Consider the following 20,260-nt stretch of genomic DNA (forward strand, 5'->3'; position numbering starts at 1 on the left):
CCAGCGGCCAAGGCTCCCGCGTGCGTCCGCATGGTGGAACGGAGTATCCAACTTCCGGGATTCCGTTTCACTATGTAACGCGCAGAAGAATCTTTGCCATACAGCAGAGGGCCAACGTCGTCCCTCGGCATCAGTGCCCCCAGAGCCGCAGAGCCTGGGAGGACCTTTTCAGCCACATGACGACGACGGGAGAGCCGATGCGTACGCCGCGCCAGCCGTCCCAGCACTCCACGAGCGACCGCAACTGGTCGTACATGGATGCTCGCCCTGCTGCCCAGGGCCTTTACGACCCGCGCGACGAGCACGACGCCTGCGGCGTCGGTTTCGTGGCCAACCTGACCGGCGAGGCGAGCCACACGCTGGTCGACCAGGCACTCACCGTGCTCCGCAACCTCGAGCACCGCGGCGCCACCGGCTCCGAGCCCGACTCCGGCGACGGCGCCGGCATCCTCTCCCAGGTCCCCGACGCCTTCCTCCGCGAGGTCGCCGGGTTCGAGCTCCCCGACGCCGGCCGCTACGCCGTCGGCATCGCCTTCCTCCCGCAGGACGGCGCCGACGAGGCGGCCGCCCGCATCGACGCCATCGCCGCCGAGGAGAACCTCACCGTCCTCGGCTGGCGCGAGGTCCCCGTCGCCCCCGACCTGCTCGGCGCGACCGCCCGCTCCACCATGCCGGCGTTCCGCCAGGTCTTCGTCACCGACGGAGCCGCCGAGGGCATCGCTCTCGACCGCAAGGCGTTCCTGCTGCGCAAGCGCGCCGAGCGCGAACTGGGCGTCTACTTCCCCTCGCTGTCCGCGCGCACCATCGTCTACAAGGGCATGCTGACCACCGGTCAGCTCGAGCCTTTCTTCCCGGACCTCTCCGACCGCCGCTTCGCCTCGGCGATCGCCCTGGTCCACTCCCGGTTCTCGACCAACACCTTCCCGAGCTGGCCGCTCGCACACCCCTACCGGTTCATCGCCCACAACGGCGAGATCAACACCGTCAAGGGCAACCGGAACTGGATGAAGGCCCGCGAGTCGCAGCTGGTCAGCGAGCTGTTCGGGGAGGAGAAGCTGGAGCGGGTCTTCCCGGTCTGCACCCCGGACGCCTCCGACTCGGCCTCCTTCGACGAGGTCCTGGAACTCCTGCACCTCGGCGGCCGCTCGCTGCCGCACAGCGTGCTGATGATGATCCCGGAGGCGTGGGAGAACCACCCCACCATGGACCCGGCCCGCCGCGCGTTCTACCAGTACCACGCGGCCATGATGGAGCCCTGGGACGGCCCCGCCTGCGTCACCTTCACCGACGGCACCCAGGTCGGCGCGGTCCTCGACCGCAACGGCCTGCGCCCCGGCCGCTACTGGATCACCGACGACGGCCTGGTCGTCCTCGGCTCCGAGGTCGGCGTCCTCGACATCGCCCCCGAGAAGGTCGTCCGCAAGGGCCGCCTGCAGCCCGGCCGGATGTTCCTGGTCGACACGGCCGTGGGCCGCGTCATCGAGGACGACGAGATCAAGCACGCCCTCGCCACCGAGCACCCGTACCAGCAGTGGCTGGAAGCCGCCGAGATCGAGCTCGAGGACCTCCCCGAGCGCGAGCACATCGTGCACACCCACGCCTCGGTCACCCGCCGCCAGCAGACCTTCGGCTACACCGAGGAAGAGCTGCGCGTCATCATCGCCCCGATGGCGAAGGCCGGCGCCGAGCCCATCGGCTCCATGGGCACCGACACCCCCATCGCCGCCCTCTCGCAGCGCCCGCGCCTGCTCTTCGACTACTTCACGCAGCTGTTCGCGCAGGTCACCAACCCGCCGCTGGACGCCATCCGCGAGGAGCTCGTCACCTCGCTGCGCTCCCCGCTCGGCCCGCAGGGCAACCTGCTGGAGCCCACCGCGGAGTCCTGTCGCAGCGTCGTCCTGCCCTTCCCGGTCATCGACAACGACGAGCTGGCCAAGCTCATCCACATCAACGCCGACGGCGACATGCCCGGCATGAAGGCGGCCACCCTCTCCGGCCTCTACCGGGTCTCCGGCGGCGGCGCCGCCCTCGCCGCCCGCCTCGACGAGATCTGCGCCGAGGCCGACGCCGCCATCGCCGGCGGCGCCCGCCTCATCGTGCTCTCCGACCGGCACTCCGACGCCGAACAGGCGCCGATCCCCTCGCTGCTGCTCACCGCGGCCGTCCACCACCACCTCATCCGCACCAAGCAGCGCACCCAGGTGGGCCTGCTGGTCGAGGCCGGCGACGTCCGCGAGGTCCACCACGTCGCCCTGCTCATCGGCTACGGCGCCGCCGCGGTCAACCCGTACCTGGCCATGGAGTCCGTCGAGGACCTGGTCCGAGCCGGAACGTTCCTCCCCGGCATCGAGGCCGAGCAGGCCATCCGCAACCTGATCTACGCCCTCGGCAAGGGCGTCCTGAAGGTCATGTCCAAGATGGGCATCTCCACCGTCGCCTCCTACCGCGGCGCGCAGGTCTTCGAAGCGGTCGGCCTCGACGAGGAGTTCGTCCACCGCTACTTCGACGGCACCGCCACCAAGATCGGCGGCGTCGGCATCGACGTCGTCGCCCAGGAGGTCGCCGCCCGCCACGCCAAGGCCTACCCGGTCACCGGCATCGCGCCCGCCCACCGCACGCTCGAGATCGGCGGCGAGTACCAGTGGCGCCGTGAGGGCGAGCCCCACCTGTTCGACCCGGAGACCGTCTTCCGTCTCCAGCACTCCACGAAGACCGGTCGCTACGACGTCTTCAAGAAGTACACCGACCGGGTGAACGAGCAGTCCGAGCGCCTGATGACGCTGCGCGGCCTGTTCGGCTTCGAGAGCGACCGCGCCTCCATCCCGGTGGAGGAGGTCGAGCCGGTCTCCGAGATCGTCAAGCGGTTCTCCACCGGCGCCATGTCGTACGGCTCCATCTCCAAGGAGGCGCACGAGACCCTCGCCATCGCCATGAACCAGCTGGGCGCCAAGTCCAACACCGGTGAGGGCGGCGAGGACCCGGAGCGCCTGTACGACCCGGCGCGCCGCTCCGCGATCAAGCAGGTCGCCTCCGGCCGCTTCGGCGTCACCAGCGAATACCTGGTCAACGCCGACGACATCCAGATCAAGATGGCCCAGGGCGCCAAGCCCGGCGAGGGCGGCCAGCTGCCCGGCCACAAGGTCTACCCGTGGGTCGCGAAGACCCGGCACTCGACGCCGGGCGTGGGGCTCATCTCCCCGCCGCCGCACCACGACATCTACTCCATCGAGGACCTCGCCCAGCTCATCCACGACCTGAAGAACGCCAACCCGAAGGCCCGCATCCACGTGAAGCTGGTCTCCGAGGTCGGCGTCGGCACGGTCGCGGCGGGCGTCTCCAAGGCCCACGCCGACGTCGTGCTGATCTCCGGCCACGACGGCGGCACCGGCGCCTCCCCGCTCACCTCGCTGAAGCACGCGGGCGGCCCCTGGGAGCTCGGCCTCGCCGAGACCCAGCAGACCCTGCTGCTCAACGGCCTGCGCGACCGCATCGTCGTGCAGACCGACGGCCAGCTGAAGACCGGCCGCGACGTGATCATCGCCGCGCTGCTCGGCGCCGAGGAGTTCGGCTTCGCCACCGCGCCGCTGGTCGTCTCCGGCTGCGTCATGATGCGCGTCTGCCACCTCGACACCTGCCCGGTCGGCATCGCCACCCAGAACCCCGTCCTGCGCGAGCGGTTCACCGGCAAGGCCGAGCACATCGTCAACTTCTTCACCTTCATCGCCGAAGAGGTCCGCGAACTCCTCGCCGAGCTCGGCTTCCGCTCCATCGACGAGGCCGTCGGCCACGCCGAGGTCCTCGACGTCACCCGCGCCGTCGACCACTGGAAGGCCCAGGGCCTGGACCTCGCGCCCCTCTTCCACGTGCCCGCGCTGCCCGAGGGCGCCGCCCGCCACCAGGTGATCGCCCAGGACCACGGCCTGGAGAAGGCACTCGACAACGAGCTCATCAAGCTCGCCGCCGACGCCCTCGCCGTCAACGACGCCGGCGACGTCCGGCCGGTGCGCGCCCAGGTCCCGGTCCGCAACATCAACCGGACCGTCGGCACCATGCTCGGCCACGAGGTGACCAAGAAGTTCGGCGGCGCCGGACTGCCCGACGACACCATCGACGTCACCTTCACCGGTTCCGCCGGCCAGTCCTTCGGCGCCTTCGTCCCCCGCGGCATCACGCTGCGCCTGGAGGGCGACGCCAACGACTACGTCGGCAAGGGCCTCTCCGGCGGCCGGATCGTCGTCCGCCCGGACCGCGCGGCCAACCACCTCGCCGAGGGCTCGGTCATCGCCGGCAACACGGTCGCCTACGGCGCCACCGGCGGCGAGCTGTTCCTGAGGGGCGCCACCGGCGAGCGGTTCTGCGTCCGCAACTCCGGCGCCCTGGTCGTCTCCGAGGGCGTGGGTGACCACGGCTGCGAATACATGACCGGCGGCCGGGCCGTCGTCCTCGGCCCCACCGGACGCAACTTCGCGGCCGGCATGTCCGGCGGCACCGCCTACGTCCTCGACCTGAACCTCGGGTACGTCAACGCCGGCAACCACGGAGCCGTCGAGGCCCTCGACGACACCGACCTCGCCTGGCTGCACGACGTCGTGCGCCGCCACCAGGAGGAGACCGGCTCCACCGTCGCCGAGAAGCTCCTGGCCGACTGGGACACCGCGGGCCGGCGATTCAGCAAGATCATCCCCAGTGCCTACAAGGCAGTGCTCGCCGCCAAGGACGCCGCCGAGCGAGCCGGACTCGACGAGTCCGCGATCACCGAGAAGATGATGGAGGCGGCGACCAATGGCTGATCCCAAGGGCTTTCTCAACCACGGCCGTGAGGTCGCCCGGACCCGACCGGTCGACGAGCGGCTGAAGGACTGGAACGAGGTCTACGTCCCCGGCTCCCTGCTGCCGATCGTCAGCAAGCAGGCCAGCCGCTGCATGGACTGCGGCATCCCGTTCTGCCACAACGGCTGTCCGCTCGGAAACCTGATCCCCGAGTGGAACGACTACGCCTACCGCGAGGACTGGCAGAACGCCTCCGAGCGGCTGCACGCCACCAACAACTTCCCGGAGTTCACCGGGCGGCTGTGCCCGGCGCCCTGCGAGTCGGCGTGCGTGCTCGGCATCAGCCAGCCGCCGGTGACCATCAAGAACGTCGAGGTCTCGATCATCGACCAGGCGTGGGACAACGGGGACGTCGTCCCGCAGATCCCCGAGCGCCTGTCCGGCAAGACCGTCGCCGTCATCGGCTCCGGCCCGGCCGGCCTCGCCGCCGCCCAGCAGCTCACCCGCGCCGGCCACACCGTCGCCGTCTACGAGCGCGCGGACCGCATCGGAGGCCTCCTCCGCTACGGCATCCCCGAGTTCAAGATGGAGAAGCGGCACATCAACCGCCGCATCGAGCAGATGCGCGCGGAGGGCACCAAGTTCCGCACCGGTGTGGAGATCGGCCGCGACGTGGAGGCCGAGTCGCTGCGCAAGCGGTACGACGCCGTCGTGCTCGCCGTCGGCGCCACCACCGCGCGCGACCTGCCGGTCCCCGGCCGCGAGCTCAAGGGCATCCACCAGGCGATGGAGTACCTGCCGCTCGCCAACAAGGTGCAGGAGGGCGATTACGTCGCCCCGCCGATCACCGCCGCGGGCAAGCACGTCGTCGTCATCGGCGGCGGCGACACCGGCGCGGACTGCGTCGGCACCGCCCACCGGCAGGGCGCGGCTTCCGTCACCCAGCTGGAGATCATGCCCCGCCCCAACGACGACCGGGACCCGGTCGGCCAGCCCTGGCCGACCTTCCCGATGCTCTACAAGGTGACCTCCGCGCACGAGGAGGGCGGCGAGCGGGTCTACTCCGTCTCCACCACCCACTTCGAGGGCGACGAGGACGGCAATGTCCAGTGGCTGCACCTCACCGAGGTCTCCTTCGTCGACGGCAAGCTCACCCCGAAGCCCGGCACCGAGCGGAAGATCCCCGCCCAGCTGGTCACCCTCGCCATGGGCTTCACCGGCACCGACCGCGAGAACGGCCTGGTCGACCAGCTCGGCCTGGAGCTCGACGCGCGCGGCAACATCGCCCGCGACAAGAACTTCCAGACCAACGTCCCCGGCGTGTTCGTCGCCGGCGACGCGGGCCGGGGCCAGTCGCTCATCGTGTGGGCCATCGCCGAGGGCCGCAGCGCGGCGCGCGGCGTCGACCGTCACCTCACCGGCACCAGCACCCTGCCGGCGCCGATCCTCCCCGACGACCGCGCCCTGGTCGCCTGACCCGGACCGGGCCGACCCGACCCGCCCCGCACGGGCCGGGGTCCCAGCGACCCCGGCCCCGTCGCTCCGGGTCCCGCCGACCCCGGACACCGTCACCCCGGGTCCCGCCGACCCGGACACCGCCGGCCCGGTACGCCGACCCGGGCCGTCGGTTCCGGTGATTCCGCCCCGCTCCCCGTACCCCGGGGGCGGGGCGGAGCCGTTCACGCGGGTGGGGGCGAACCCCGGTGAGGGCGGCGGACGCCGTCCCGTACCCTTCCCGGCAAGGAGCGGACCGGCCGTACGGGACGCCGGGGGAGGGGAGCAGCGGCATGCCCGCCATCAGCCTGACCAAGGTCGAACGGACCGCGCCCGCGCTGGTCGACCTGTACAAGACCGCGGGGCGCACCGTCGCCCGCCACGGGCTGGAGGACGAACGCGCCGCCGTGTACCTCGTCGTGGACCACAGCGGCTCCATGAAGCCGTACTACAAGGACGGCAGCGTCCAGGCCCTCGCCGACCGGGTGCTCTCCCTCGCCGCACACTTCGACGACGACGGCATCGTCCCCACCGTCTTCTTCTCCACCGAGGTCGACGCCGTCACCGAGATCGACCTCGCCCGCCACCGGGGCGCGATCGACCGCATCCTCGCCGGGCTCGGCCACATGGGGAAGACCAGCTACCACGCCGCCATGGACGCCGTCATCGACCACCACCTCGACAGCGGCGCCACCGCCCCCGCCCTGGTGATCTTCCAGACCGACGGCGGCCCCACCAGCCGCCCCGCCGCCGAACGCTACGTCTGCAAGGCGGCCAAGCTCCCGCTCTTCTGGCAGTTCGTGGGCTTCGGCGACCCGCACAGCAAGCAGTTCGACTTCCTGCGCAAGCTCGACGAACTCGACGTCCCCGGCAGGCGCGTCGTCGACAACGCCGGCTTCTTCCACGCCGGCCAGGACCCGCTCGCCCTGTCCGACGACGACCTCTACGAGCACCTCCTCGGCGAGTTCCCCGCCTGGCTCCGCGCCGCCCGCGCCCAGGGCATCGTGCGCTGACCGGACCTCGGCGGCGACCCCAACGGCCCTTTGTAGGCGCGGAGTTCACCGCCGGGAGATGTCGGCGCCCCGCAGTAGTGTTCGGGCCGTCGCATCTACTGTGAGGACCGAACGACATTGACCGAGCTGTCTCCCTTCCCCCTGCCCTTCTCCGCCCATCACCACTACGGGACACCCCGCACCCTGCGCGAGCTGCAGATGATGCGGTGCAGCGCCCACATACGGTCGAAGCCCCAGTGGTTCGTCAAGCGGAACGACGCGGACGTCGTCGCCCGCTGGACCCGTGAGGCGGTCGAACAGGGTCTGACCGAGGCGCAGACACGCTACGTGCTCGCCGAGCTCGCCCGGTACGCCGAGCTGCGGGACGAGCGGACCGGCATCGAGGTGTCCGCCGTGGACGGGGTCTGGCACTCGGACACCCTCGTCGAGGACGAGCTGAGGTCCAGGCTCCGTGAGGCCGTGCGGGTCCTGGAGGAGGTGCCCGAGGAGGAGAAGGACTGGCACCCGGGCTCCGACGGCCAGGTGCTGGACCTGGTGCACCCCTCGCTGTTCTGCCTCGTGCGCGACGTCAGCGGCGCACCCGAGCGGGCGTGGCAGCGGCCGGACACCGTCTGGGGCCAGAAGTACGAGTTCTCCGAGCGCTTCCAGTGGCTTCCCACGGACGTCGAGGTCGGCGACGAGGGGGAGGTCACGTTCCGCTCGTACGTCAACAACGTGCACCCGGTCGAGCACCGCGAGCTCGCCTCCGTGCTGCCCGAACTGTTCGCGCGGGTGCGCCCGCTGTTCGAGAAGGTCCTCACCGACCTGCGGGGCCCGGAGATCCTGCGGATCGAGGCCGATCCCTACACCTGGTACGACGCGTCGGAGCCGGCCCGGCCCGAGAGCGACGACCCGCAGGCCTTCGCCGCGTGGCGGGAGGCGATGGACGCCTGGTACGACAACCGCCGTCCGGACGTCCCGGACGCGCCGGAGTACGTCCCGCCGGCCGCACCCGACGAGACCGAACGGGTCGACCTGCGCGGCCGCGACCTCCAGGTCATCGTCAAGCTCGCCACCATCCACCTCACCCCCGAGAAGCCCGAGTACGCGGGAGGCTCCTGGCACGTCGAGGGGATGGAGAACGAGCGCATCGTCTCCACCTGCCTGTACTACTGGGACAGCGAGAACATCACCGAGAGCCGGCTGAGCTTCCGGACGGCGCTCGATGAGCCGGAGGACTACCAGCAGAGCGACGACGACGGCATGAACGAGGTCTACGGCCTGGAGAACCAGAGCCCGCTGAACCAGGTGCTCGGCGCCGCCCCCACCCCGGCCGGCCGCTGCCTGGCGTTCCCGAACGTCCTCCAGCACCGCGTGGCCCCGTTCGCCCTCGAGGACCCCACCCGGCCAGGGCACCGCAAGATCCTCGCGTTCTTCCTCGTCGACCCGTCGCGGCGCATCGTCTCGACGTCCGACGTGCCGCCGCAGCAGCCGTGGGCCGACACGTCCACCATGACGCTGGAGCAGGCGAAGCAGTACCGCGAGGAGCTGATGAAGGAGCGGAAGTTCTTCGTCGACGAGCACAACCAGCAGATCTACGAGCGGGAGTTCTCCCTCTGCGAGCACTGACCGGCACCGGCACCGGCACCCGGGCGGCGTGAGGAGGCCCGCGGCGGAGGGCCCCGGGGTTGCCCGGAGCCGTGCGCCTGCCCCCACACTGGTCCCATGACCCATCAGCAGGAAGCACTCACCGCCCCGCCGCCGGGCCTCCCGCGGCGGGTGTGGTGCCGCCTGTGCGGATCCGAGCTCCGGGACACGGAGTCGCGCCGCAGAGGCTTCGGACCGGAGTGCGACCCGGACCGGAGGTTCGAGCACCGCTCCCACGACGTCGACCAGGAACCCCTGCCGGGCCTGTGACCGGCCGTGCGGGACCCCCCCGCCGGACCGCCCCTGTCCACGATCCGCGGCCCGGTCGCATCGGCCGGGACGCCGGCCCGCGCAGGTTTCCGTAATCGCCCGTTCCGCGCAGGCGGCGATCGCGGCGGTCGCCGTGGCCGACCTGTTCCGCGCGACGGCCCTGCGGGAGAGCCACCTGGACCCCACTCGCGCGAACGACGTCGCGACGGCCAAGGCGTCCATGGTCATGGCCAACCTGATGCTCCTCGCGGCGGTCCTGTTCCTCACGTGGCCGGGCCGCGCGGGCGGGACGAACGGCACGGCCGGAACCCGGACGGGGACCGGGCGGCGCCGCACGAACCACCGCGGCCGGACCACACTGTGGGACCCGCCGCCCCGCGCTCGCCCCGGACGAACCCCGCCGCCTACAGTGATCGACCATGACGACCAGCAACAACGCCCCCGTCGATCCCGCCGTCCGCGAGGAGCTCGGCCGCCTGCGCGACAGCATCGACAACATCGACGCCGCCGTCGTCCACATGCTCGCCGAACGCTTCAAGTGCACCCAGCAGGTCGGCTTCCTCAAGGCCAGGCACCAGCTGCCGCCCGCCGACCCGAACCGCGAGTCCGAGCAGATCGCCCGGCTCCGGCGGCTCGCCGAGAGCGCCAAGCTCGACCCCGCCTTCGCCGAGAAGCTGCTCAACTTCATCATCGCGGAGGTCATCCGCCACCACGAGCGCATCGCCGAGCAGACGGACGACACCGGCGACGGCGACCCCGCCTGACGCCCCTCCCGCCCCCGTGCGCCCCGCCACGCCCCGCCCGCCCGGGGCAACGAGCGCATAACCCCCCTGCGCACGGAGCCCCACATCAGGCAGCATGTGCGCATGTCCGTACTGACGCGCGACGAAGCGCAGACCCGAGCAGACCTCCTCACGGTCCAGCACTACACCGTGGATCTCGACCTCACCACCGGCGAGGACACCTTCGACTCCCGGACCACCGTCCGGTTCACCGCCCGCGCCGACGCGGACACCTTCGTCGAACTCAAGCCCGCCGAACTGCGCACCGCCACGCTCGACGGACACCCGCTCGACCCGGCCGCCCTCGAGGACAACCGGCTCCCGCTCACCCTCACCGCCGGCGAGCACGAACTCGTCGTCGACGCCGCCATGCGCTACTCCCGCACCGGCGAAGGCATGCACCGCTTCACCGACCCCACCGACGGCGAGACCTACGTCTACACGCAGCTCTTCCTCGACGACGTCCAGCGCGTCTACGCCGCCTTCGACCAGCCCGACCTCAAGGCCACCTTCGACGTCACCGTCAAGGCCCCCGAAGGCTGGACCGTCCTCGCCAACAGCCGCACCACCCACGACGGCGACGGCACCTGGACCGCGGCCACCACCCCCGCCATCTCCACCTACCTGCTGGCCGTCGCCGCGGGCCCCTGGCACTCCATCCGCACCCAGCACCGCGGACTGCCCTTCGGCATCCACTGCCGCGCCAGCCTCGCCCCCCACCTCGAGACCGACGCCGACGAGATCCTCGAGGTCACCACCCGCTGCTTCGACCGCTACCACGCCAAGTTCGACGAGCCCTACCCCTTCGACTCCTACGACCAGGCGTTCGTCCCCGAGTTCAACGCCGGCGCCATGGAGAACCCCGGCCTCGTCACCTTCCGCGACGAGTTCGTCTACCGCTCCGCCGTCACCGACACCGAACGCCAGACCCGCGCCATGGTCATCGCCCACGAGATGGCCCACATGTGGTTCGGCGACCTCGTCACCCTGCGCTGGTGGGACGACATCTGGCTCAACGAGTCCTTCGCCGAGTACATGGGCTACCAGACCCTCGTCGAGGCCACCCGCTTCACCGACACCTGGACCGAGTTCGCCGTCACCCGCAAGAGCTGGGGATACGACGCCGACCAGCGGCCCTCCACCCACCCCGTCGCCCCCGAGCACGTCCCCGACACCGCCGCCGCACTCCTCAACTTCGACGGCATCTCCTACGCCAAGGGCGCCAGCGCCCTGCGCCAGCTCGTCACCTGGCTCGGCGAGAAGGACTTCCTGGCCGGCATCAACACCCACTTCGCCCGCCACAAGTTCTCCAACGCCACCCTCGCCGACTTCCTCGACTCCCTCGCCGCCCACACCGACCGCGACGTCCACGCCTGGGCCGACGCCTGGCTGCGCAGCAGCGGCGTCGACACCCTCACCGCGACCGTCGACACCGAACCCGGCCGCTGGACCCTCGCCCTCGGCCACCACGGCAGCCGCCCCCACCGCATCACCGTCGGCGTCTACGACCGCGTCCTGGGCGCCGACCGCACCCTGGTCCTGCGCGAACGCCACGAGACCGACGTCCCCGGCGAGCCCGCCCCCCACACCGGCCTGCGCCCCGCCCTCGTCGTCCCCAACGACCACGACCAGACCTACGCCAAGATCCGCCTCGACGCCGACTCCCTGGAGACCGCCCTGCGCGGCCTCTCCCAGGTCCCCGACGGCCTCACCCGCGCCGTCCTGTGGAACACCCTGCGCGACATGGTCCGCGACGGCGAACTCGACCCCTTCGACTACCTGAACACCGCGAACGCCCACCTCCCCGAGGAGACCGACCTCGCCATCGTGCAGGGCGTCCTCACCTTCGCCCGCGGCCAGATCACCGACCGCTACCTCGACCCCGCCCGCCGCGCCGAAGCCCTCGCCCTCATCGGCGAACTCTGCCGCGACCTCCTGCGCCGCACCGAGGACGGCTCCCAGCCCGGCCTGCGCCTCACCGCCGTCCGCCACCGCATCGACAGCGCCCTGCGCACCGACACCCTCAGCGCCTGGCTCGCCGACGACACCGTCCCCGGCGGCCCCGAACTCGACCCCGAACTGCGCTGGCGCATCCTCGCCCGCCTCGCCGTCCTCGGCGCCGCCGACGAGGACGCCATCACCGCCGAACTCGAACGCGACCCCAGCGCCACCGGCCAGGAAGGCGCCGCCCGCTGCCGCGCCGCGCTGCCCGACACCGAGGCCAAGAAGCGCGCCTGGGACGCCATGTTCCGCGACGACGACCTCTCCAACTACCTGTTCACCGCCACCGCCAAGGGCTTCTGGCAGCCCGAACAGGCAGACCTCACCACCGAGTACGTCACCCGCTTCTTCACCGACGCCCCGGCCGTCGCCCGCCGCAGGGGACCCGCCATCGCCGAGGCCGCCGGCCACTGGGCCTTCCCCGCCCACGCCGTCGACCAGGACACCCTGCGCCGCGGCCAGGACACCCTCGACGGCGACGACGTCACCCCCGCGCTGCGCCGCAAGCTCACCGACCAGCTCGACGACCTCGCCCGCGCCCTGCGGGTCCGCGAGGCCCGCTGACCCGGCGCCCTCCCGGCCCAGGAGGGGACGCGGGCCACCCGCCCGCGTCCCCCCACCCCCCGCAGTCGTTAGAACTCCGGACCCCCCACGGAGGACGACGACCCATGACACGCCCGGCACCGGACGACACCGCCCCCGAGCTCCCGGCTCCGCCCGAACAGGCAGGCCCCCCACCCCGCGATCTGGTCGGCATCGGCATCGGCCCCGCCAACCTCTCCCTCGCCGCCCTCGCCCAGCCCCTCAGCCAGCTCGACACCGTCTTCTACGAGCGCCGCCCCGGCTTCGACTGGCACGCCGGCCTCCTCATCGAGGGCACCACGCTCCAGGTCCCCTTCCTCGCCGACCTGGTCACCCTCGTCGACCCCGCCAGCCCCTGGAGCTTCCTCAACCACCTCAAGGCCAAGGACCGTCTCTTCCCCTTCTACTTCGCCGAACGCCGGCACATCCACCGCGCCGAGTACGACGCCTACTGCCGCTGGGTCAGCGAACACCTCCCCGGCCTCCACTTCCACCACCGCGTCGACACCATCCGCTGGAACCCCCGCCGCGCCCTCTTCGAGGTCGACCACACCCGACTCGACCCCCACGGCCGGCCCCACGGCCGCCACCGCACCCCGGCCCGGCACATCGCCCTCGGCATCGGCACCGAACCCCACGTCCCCGAACCGCTGCGGCCCCTCACCGACGACGCCGGCACCCCCGTCGTCCACTCCGGCGACTACCTCCAGCACCGCGACACCCTGCTCGCCGCCCGCCACGTCACCGTCATCGGCACCGGACAGTCCGGCGCCGAGGTCTTCCTCGACCTGCTCCGTCACCGCCCCGCCGGCCGGGAGAACATCCACTGGCTCGGCCGCACCCCCGCCTTCGCCCCCATGGAGTACTCCAAACTCGGGCTCGAACACTTCACCCCGGACTACACCCGCTACTTCCACCGGCTCGACGAACCCGTCCGCGACCGGCTCGTCGCCGGACAGTGGCAGCTCCACAAGGGCATCGACACCGACACCATCGCCGCCATCCACGACGAGCTCTACCGCCGCACCCTCGACGGCGGCCGCCCCGACACCCACCTCACCCCCGCCGTCCACGTCCACACCGCACAACGCACCCACAACGGCACCGTCCGCCTCGGCCTCGAACACACCCAGCAGCACACCCGCGCCACCCTGGAAACCGACGCCGTCGTCCTCGCCACCGGCTACCGCCAGCGGCCCCTGGACCCCCTCATCACCGGCCTCGCCCCCCACCTCCACCGCGACGACGCAGGCCGCCCCCAGATCGACGAGCACTACCGGCTGCGCCTGGACGACACCATCACCGGCCACGTCTACGTCCAGAACGCCGAACTCCACACCCACGGCGTCGGCGCACCCGACCTCGGCCTCGTCGCCTGGCGCAGCGCCACCATCCTCAACACCCTCACCGGCAAGGAGGTCTACCGGCTGCCCCGCCGCACCGCCTTCACCACCTTCGGACTGTGCTGACGGCACCCCGGGGCGCACCCCAGGAGCCCCGGCGCGCGCAACGCCGACGGCCCCGGCGCGCGCAACGCCGACGGCGCCGGCGGGCAACCCGCCGACGCCGCCGATCCGGCCGCCGAAGAAACCGGCCGAAGAACTACAAGACCGGAACGCCGTCCCGCGTCAGACGCCAGTCCACCGACGCGAAGTCCTTCGGGTCCAGCACACCCTTCGCCGTCACCCACTCCGCGATCCGCGTCCGGATCTCCGTCGACTCCGCCCACACCTCGGGCGCCGACGCCACGTGCGGGTACGCGCTGCCACCGTTCGCCCGGTAGTTGTTCACCGCCAGCACGAACTTCTTGTCCGCCGGCACCGGAGCACCCTCGAACGTCAGGTTCCTGATCCGCGAACCCGCCGGCTGCGCGACGTCGATGTCGTACCGCACACCCGACACGTAGTCGTACGCGTAGTCCGGACGGTTCCCCGCGTTCGTCAGCGCGTTCACGTCCACCGGCGCGCCCGGGGCGAGCTGCGCGTAGTACTGCGCCGAGAACTCCAGGTAGTCCTTCAGCTGCGCGCCCGTCAGCACCTTCGCCACCAGCGTGTTGTCGTACACGTACAGGCTCGACAGGTCCCGGATCGTCACCTCGCCCGCCGGGATCTGAGACGTCCGCGAGAACGGCGACGCCTGCGCCACCACCGGCAGCGAGGCGTACTCGGTGCCGGCCAGCGCGGCCTTCACGACGTCCTCCTGCACCTTCGCGATCAGGTCGATGATCGGCTCGTCCTTGTAACGCGCCTCCACCGTCGTCAGCGTCACCTCGGCCGTGCCGACCACCTGGTTGACGTACTCGACGACCGCGTCGTGCTGCTCCCGCAGCAGCGCCACGATCTCCGGATCCTCCACCGCGTCCTTGGAGTTGCGCAGCGACGCCTTCACCGACTCGACCGACCAGCGGCCCTTGTCGAGGACCAGCTCGATGTCGAACAGCGACAGCCGCTCACCCCACATCAGCGGCTCGGACAGGACGACCTCCTTGCCCGATTTCTCGTTCACCACCCGCAGCTCGGCGATCTCCTTGTGGGCGTGACCCACCAGGATCGCGTCGATGCCCGGCACCAGCCGCGCCACGTTCGCCGCGGAGTTCTCCACGTAGGGGAGCTGGTCGCTCCACGAGGACGTGCCCGAGGTGCCCGAGTGCGCCGAGACGATCACCACGTCCGCGCCCATCGCCCGCAGCTTCGGAACCCACAGCGCGGCCTGCTCCTCCAGACCCGGGAACTTCAGCTTGCCCTGCACGTACGCCTTGTCCCAGATCGCGATGCCCGGGTTCGTCAGACCCAGGACCGCCACCTTCACCGGACGCGCCGAACCCGGGACGTGGAACGACTTGAGGAAGTACGGGGGGAACGCCGGCTTCAGCGTCGTCGCGTCCACCGCGTTGGCGCCCAGCAGCGGGAAGTCGCACTGCGACTCGAACTTCCGCAGCAGCTCGATGCCGTAGTTGAACTCGTGGTTGCCCAGCGCGACCGCGTCGTAGCCGATCCTGTTCATCGCCCGCGCCATCGGGTGCACCGGACCGCCCGCGGCGGTGATCGGGTCCACCTTGGCGTAGTAGTACGTCAGCGGGGTGCCCTGGATGGTGTCACCGGCGTCGATCAGCATCGTCCGCCCGGCGCCCTTCTCCGCACGCACCTCCTTCACCAGGGACGAGATGCGCGCCAGACCCAGCGCGTTGCCCGCGGCGTCCTGGTACTGGGCGTCCCTGTAGTAGTCCCAGTTGAAGACGTTGCCGTGCAGGTCGGTGGACCCCATCACCGTCAGGGAGAAACGCTTCCCCGGACGGCCCGCGGCCTCCGCGGCGGCCACCGGCGCCGCCTGAGCGGCCGGAGCTCCCATCACACCTCCCGCCAGCGCCACACCCGCACCCGTCACGGCGGACCTCTTCAGAAACTTCCGGCGATCCAACGCCATGCTCCCGCACCTTCCCGACGACACTTCCGGACAACAACGCCAACGCTCAATGCCAACGCGCGTAGATTCTTCACCACGGGCCCCCGCCACCGACAGATCCGCCAGGTTGCGATCCGGTAAGCGACCAGCCGAAACGCCGCGACCCGGACCCGCGCCTGGCACCGTGACCGCATGAGCGCCGAACCCGCCACCGAGCCCGCCACCGAGCCCGCCACCGAGCCCGCCACCGAGCCCGCCACCGAGCCCGCCACCGGCCCGACCGAGGACCCCGCCGCCGAGCCCGTCCCCGGCCCGACCGGGGGCGCCGCCACCGGTCCCGCCACCGAGCACCCCCGCGTCGCCGTGCGCGGTGAGGCGCACCTGGAGGTCGACCCCGAGATCGCCCGCATCACCCTCACCATCACCGCCCGCGGGGCCGACCGCCGCGACGCCGTCGGCAACCTCACCCGACGCAACAACACCGCCCTCGAACTCCTCAAGACCTACGGCGACGCCGTCGCCCACACCGAGACCGGCGCCCTGTCCATCGCCCCCGAGACCGCCCAGCGCGGCCGCGGCGAACGCATCCGTGCCTACAACGGCCGCGTCACCCTCACCGCCGAGATCACCGACTTCACCGTCCTCGGCGAACTCACCACCCGCCTCGCCGACCTCGACCACACCAGCGTCCACGGCCCCCACTGGTCCCTGCGCCCCGACTCGCCCGCCCACCGCCGCGCCCGCCAGGAAGCCGTCCGCCAGGCCGTCGTCCGCGCCCGCGAATACGCCGAGGCGCTCGGCACCACCCTCACCGGCGTCGTCGACATCGCCGACATCGGAGCCGACACCGCCGTCGCCTCCCCCATCGGCAGGCCCGGCTTCGGCGGACCGCCCGCCGCCCCCGGGGCCACCAGGGGAGCCGCCGCCGAGCCCGCCCTCGAACCCCGGCGCCAGCACGTCCGCGCGAGTGTCAACGCCCGGTTCACCATGGCCCCGCCGACGCTCTGAACGGGACCTCATATCGAACCCTCATTCACCTCAACGACAGTTCCCGTGCAGGTTGTTGAAGAGACCGCCAACACGAACGGCCTACCCGCCGGTAAGCCCTAGGGTCGAACCATGCGCCGAGCAAAAATCGTCTGCACCCTGGGGCCCGCCACCCACGCCTACGACCGCGTCAAGGCACTCGTCGACGCCGGCATGGACGTGGCCCGCTTCAACCTCAGCCACGGCAGCCACGCCGAACACGAGGAGCGCTACCACCGCGTGCGCCAGGCCGCCGACGACACCGGCCGCAGCGTCGGCACCCTCGCCGACCTCCAGGGACCCAAGATCCGCCTCGGCAGCTTCCGCGAGGGCCCCGTGCTGCTCGAGCGGGGCGACGCCTTCACCATCAGCGTCGAACCCGGCGCCGAGGGCGACCGCCACCGCTGCGGCACCACCTACCACGGCCTCGCCAACGACGTCGCCGTCGGCGAACGCGTCCTCGTCGACGACGGCAAGGTCACCCTCGAGGTCAGCCGCATCGAAGGCCCCCTCATCCACACCGTCGTCGTCGAAGGGGGCATGGTCTCCGACCACAAGGGCCTCAACCTCCCCGGCGTCGCCGTCTCCGTCCCCGCCCTCTCCGACAAGGACGAGGCCGACCTGCGCTGGGCGCTGCGCACCGGCTTCGACGTCATCGCCCTCTCCTTCGTGCGCAGCGCGCTCGACGTCAAGGACGTCCACCGGATCATGGAGGAGGAGGGCCGCCGGCTCCCCGTCATCGCCAAGATCGAGAAGCCGCAGGCGGTCGAGAACATCGAGGAGATCGTCGCCGCCTTCGACGGCATCATGGTCGCGCGCGGCGACCTCGGCGTCGAACTCCCCCTGGAACAGGTGCCGATCGTGCAGAAGCGGGCCATCAAGCTCGCCAAGCGCAACGCCAAGCCGGTCATCGTCGCCACCCAGATGCTCGACTCGATGGTCGACAACTCCCGGCCCACCCGCGCCGAGGCCTCCGACGTCGCCAACGCCGTCATCGACGGCACGGACGCGGTCATGCTGAGCGGCGAGACCAGCGTCGGCAAGTACCCCGTGGAGACGGTGCGGACCATGGCGCGCATCGTCGAGGCGGCGGAGGAGGACATCCTCGCCAAGGGGCTGCCCCCGCTGACCGAGCGGAACAAGCCGCGCACCCAGGGCGGGGCGGTGGCCCGCGCGGCCGCGGAGATGGGCGACTTCCTCGGCGCCAAGTTCCTCGTCGCCTTCACCCAGTCCGGCGACACCGTGCGCCGGCTCGCGCGCTACCGGTCCCCGATCCCGGTCCTCGCCTTCACCCCCGAACCGGCCACCCGCTCCCAGCTCAGCCTCACCTGGGGCGTGGAGACGTTCCTCGGGCCGCACGTCGACTCCACCGACGCGATGGTCGACCAGGTCGACGAGCTGCTCCTGAAGTACGGGCGCTGCGCCAAGGGCGACATCGTGGTCATCACGGCGGGCTCCCCGCCGGGGGTCTCGGGCACGACCAACCTGGTGCGGGTCCACCACATCGGGGTGGACTGAGTCCTCAGTACTTGGGACCGACGTGGGCGTCCATCAGCGCGACGGACTCCTTGCGGGCGACGGAGATGTTGAAGGGGTTGCCCGCACGCGCGGTGATCTTCCACTCGACGCCGACCAAGTCGAGTGCATCGCAGCACACTTGGCGGATGTCGTCCGACTTGTTGGTGAAGAAGTACCGCGGATACTCGTAGCGCTTGGGCTCGCCGCCCACCACACGTGTGGTCCAGTTGGTGACGCGGCACCCGTCGGAGTGGATCAGGCCCCGGATGAACTCCCACGGGTGCGCACGCACGATGTCCTCCTGCCAGGGCTCCAGCACGATGTGGCGGTCGTGCTTCTTCCCCGGACCGTGTTGAGGGAACAGACAGACCCAGTGCTTGCTGCTGGACTTCACTTCCACGCAACCTGGCTTCATGCGCTGCGAGACGCTGGGCTCGGACATGACCCGGCGCATGCTCCGTTCCGCTTCAGCGATGAGGCCGGTCTGGGTGGCGTTGCAGTAGATCGAGAGGTGATGCTGCTTGCGCTTGGAGACGATGTGTCCGTCGCCGAGGTACAGACCGAGCAGGTGGGAGTACGCCTGCTGATCGGGCTGCCGTCCGGTGCATCGAGGGCAATCGGTGGGCTTAACGAAGACCTCGCCGTGTGCCCGCCGGTCCTCGCTGCGCCACCAGCCCACCGTTCCGCGCGGGATGTTGAAGCGTTCCGCAACGACACGATTGGGCACGCCACGGCGCATGAGTGCCACTGCCTCGGCCCGGATGGAAGGGCTGCGCTGTTCCATGACGCAACTCTGCGTAACTGCAAGCGGCACCACGCAGCAAAAAGCGGACGTTCGCTCGAAAAGGGAACGTCCGACTGAAAGGTCAATATTCGAATCGAAGGAAAAGTACCCCGGGTGGGATTCGAACCCACGCTGTCGGTGGTTTGAGCACCGTGTCTCTACCGCTGGACTACCGGGGCTTACCTAAAGAATCCAGGTATGCGGTGACCCGCTGTGCCTTTACCTTACCGCAGCTAGGTAAGGTCTTGTCAGCAGTACCCTGCCTGATGCCCGAGGAGCCAGCGTGAGCGCGCCCGAGTCCCCCCAGCCCGTCGAAGACGACGACAAGTCTCACGTCCCGCCGCAGACCACCCGTGTGGTGATCGCCGAGGACGAGGCCCTGATCCGGCTGGATCTCAAGGAGATGCTGGAGGAGGAGGGCTACACGGTCGTCGGTGAGGCCGGGGACGGCGAGCGGGCCGTGGAGCTGGCGCGGGAGCACCGGCCGGACCTGGTGATCCTGGACGTGAAGATGCCCAAGCTGGACGGCATCTCCGCCGCGGAGAAGATCGCGGAGGAGTCGATCGCCCCGGTGCTGATGCTGACCGCGTTCTCGCAGCGCGAACTGGTGGAGCGGGCCCGGGACGCCGGTGCGATGGCGTACCTGGTGAAGCCGTTCTCCAAGAGCGACGTCGTGCCGGCGATCGAGATGGCGGTGTCCCGCTTCACGGAGATGAAGGAGCTGGAGAAGGAGATCGCCGATCTCTCCCAGCGGCTGGAGACCCGCAAGCTGGTGGACCGGGCGAAGTCGATCCTGCAGACGGAGTACGGGCTGAGCGAACCGGCCGCGTTCCGGTGGATCCAGAAGACGTCGATGGACCGCCGGATGTCCATGCAGCAGGTCGCGGAGGCCGTCATCGCGGACTCCGAGGAGAAGAAGGCCGGCCGCGGCTGAGCGCGGGCGGCGCGCGAGGAGCAACGGGCGAGGCCCGTACCCCGATTGCCGGGGTACG

The 20,260-nt window shown here is 70.9% G+C and carries 13 protein-coding genes and 1 tRNA gene; 11 read left to right on the plus strand and 3 right to left on the minus strand.

Annotated features, from left to right (window positions below; translation table 11 throughout):
- The first annotated feature begins 197 nt into the window (after positions 1-197).
- The 8 genes from gltB (at position 198) to Sfr03f_RS12490 (ending at position 14,007) form a co-directional block, all read left to right on the plus strand.
- On the plus strand, positions 198-4,790 hold the full coding sequence (gene gltB / locus Sfr03f_RS12455; protein ID WP_471996978.1) for a glutamate synthase large subunit: 4,593 nt from the start codon (positions 198-200) through the stop codon (positions 4,788-4,790).
- Complete coding sequence (locus Sfr03f_RS12460; protein WP_108953907.1) at positions 4,783-6,246, plus strand: glutamate synthase subunit beta; 1,464 nt, start codon at positions 4,783-4,785, stop codon at positions 6,244-6,246. The genes gltB and Sfr03f_RS12460 overlap by 8 nt, the downstream gene beginning before the upstream one ends.
- Positions 6,247-6,557: 311 nt before the next feature.
- A complete protein-coding gene (locus tag Sfr03f_RS12465) occupies positions 6,558-7,277 on the plus strand; it encodes a VWA domain-containing protein (RefSeq protein ID WP_108953908.1) in 720 nt (239 codons plus the stop codon).
- A 117-nt stretch (positions 7,278-7,394) separates the two neighbouring features.
- Positions 7,395-8,885, plus strand: coding sequence for a DUF4246 domain-containing protein (locus tag Sfr03f_RS12470; RefSeq protein WP_108953909.1), 1,491 nt, complete (start codon positions 7,395-7,397; stop codon positions 8,883-8,885).
- 96 nt (positions 8,886-8,981) lie between these two features.
- Positions 8,982-9,173 (plus strand): DUF6011 domain-containing protein, encoded by a 192-nt coding sequence (locus Sfr03f_RS12475; protein ID WP_108953910.1) that lies wholly within the window; start codon positions 8,982-8,984, stop codon positions 9,171-9,173.
- Between the two features lie 419 nt (positions 9,174-9,592).
- Positions 9,593-9,937 carry a chorismate mutase gene (locus Sfr03f_RS12480; protein ID WP_108953911.1) on the plus strand — a complete coding sequence of 115 codons (345 nt, stop codon included), beginning with the start codon at positions 9,593-9,595 and terminating at the stop codon, positions 9,935-9,937.
- 102 nt (positions 9,938-10,039) lie between these two features.
- Positions 10,040-12,520 carry an aminopeptidase N gene (gene pepN, locus Sfr03f_RS12485; RefSeq protein ID WP_108953912.1) on the plus strand — a complete coding sequence of 827 codons (2,481 nt, stop codon included), beginning with the start codon at positions 10,040-10,042 and terminating at the stop codon, positions 12,518-12,520.
- A 104-nt stretch (positions 12,521-12,624) separates the two neighbouring features.
- The gene (locus Sfr03f_RS12490) at positions 12,625-14,007 is read left to right on the plus strand and encodes a lysine N(6)-hydroxylase/L-ornithine N(5)-oxygenase family protein (protein WP_108953913.1); all 1,383 of its coding nucleotides are present in this window, start codon (positions 12,625-12,627) and stop codon (positions 14,005-14,007) included.
- Positions 14,008-14,140: 133 nt separating this feature from the next.
- Here Sfr03f_RS12490 and Sfr03f_RS12495 read toward each other — a convergent pair whose 3' ends face one another.
- Positions 14,141-15,961 carry a bifunctional metallophosphatase/5'-nucleotidase gene (locus Sfr03f_RS12495; protein WP_108953914.1) on the minus strand — a complete coding sequence of 607 codons (1,821 nt, stop codon included), beginning with the start codon at positions 15,959-15,961 and terminating at the stop codon, positions 14,141-14,143.
- Between the two features lie 171 nt (positions 15,962-16,132).
- Between Sfr03f_RS12495 and Sfr03f_RS12500 the strand changes: the two genes are divergently transcribed.
- Positions 16,133-16,948 (plus strand): SIMPL domain-containing protein, encoded by an 816-nt coding sequence (locus Sfr03f_RS12500; protein ID WP_108953915.1) that lies wholly within the window; start codon positions 16,133-16,135, stop codon positions 16,946-16,948.
- Positions 16,949-17,059: 111 nt separating this feature from the next.
- Positions 17,060-18,484 (plus strand): pyruvate kinase, encoded by a 1,425-nt coding sequence (pyk, locus tag Sfr03f_RS12505; protein ID WP_108953916.1) that lies wholly within the window; start codon positions 17,060-17,062, stop codon positions 18,482-18,484.
- 4 nt (positions 18,485-18,488) lie between these two features.
- On the opposite strand, the gene Sfr03f_RS12510 is transcribed toward pyk, so the two are convergent.
- Both Sfr03f_RS12510 and Sfr03f_RS12515 read right to left on the minus strand, forming a co-directional pair.
- A complete protein-coding gene (locus Sfr03f_RS12510; RefSeq protein WP_108953917.1) occupies positions 18,489-19,268 on the minus strand; it encodes a helix-turn-helix domain-containing protein in 780 nt (259 codons plus the stop codon).
- Between the two features lie 106 nt (positions 19,269-19,374).
- A tRNA-Leu gene (locus Sfr03f_RS12515) sits at positions 19,375-19,447 on the minus strand.
- A 104-nt stretch (positions 19,448-19,551) separates the two neighbouring features.
- Between Sfr03f_RS12515 and Sfr03f_RS12520 the strand changes: the two genes are divergently transcribed.
- Positions 19,552-20,202: an ANTAR domain-containing response regulator gene (locus Sfr03f_RS12520; protein ID WP_108953918.1), complete on the plus strand. Its 651-nt coding sequence runs from the start codon at positions 19,552-19,554 to the stop codon at positions 20,200-20,202.
- The last annotated feature ends 58 nt before the right edge of the window (positions 20,203-20,260 follow it).

This window comes from Streptomyces fragilis, assembly GCF_003112515.1.
Lineage (GTDB): Bacteria > Actinomycetota > Actinomycetes > Streptomycetales > Streptomycetaceae > Streptomyces > Streptomyces fragilis.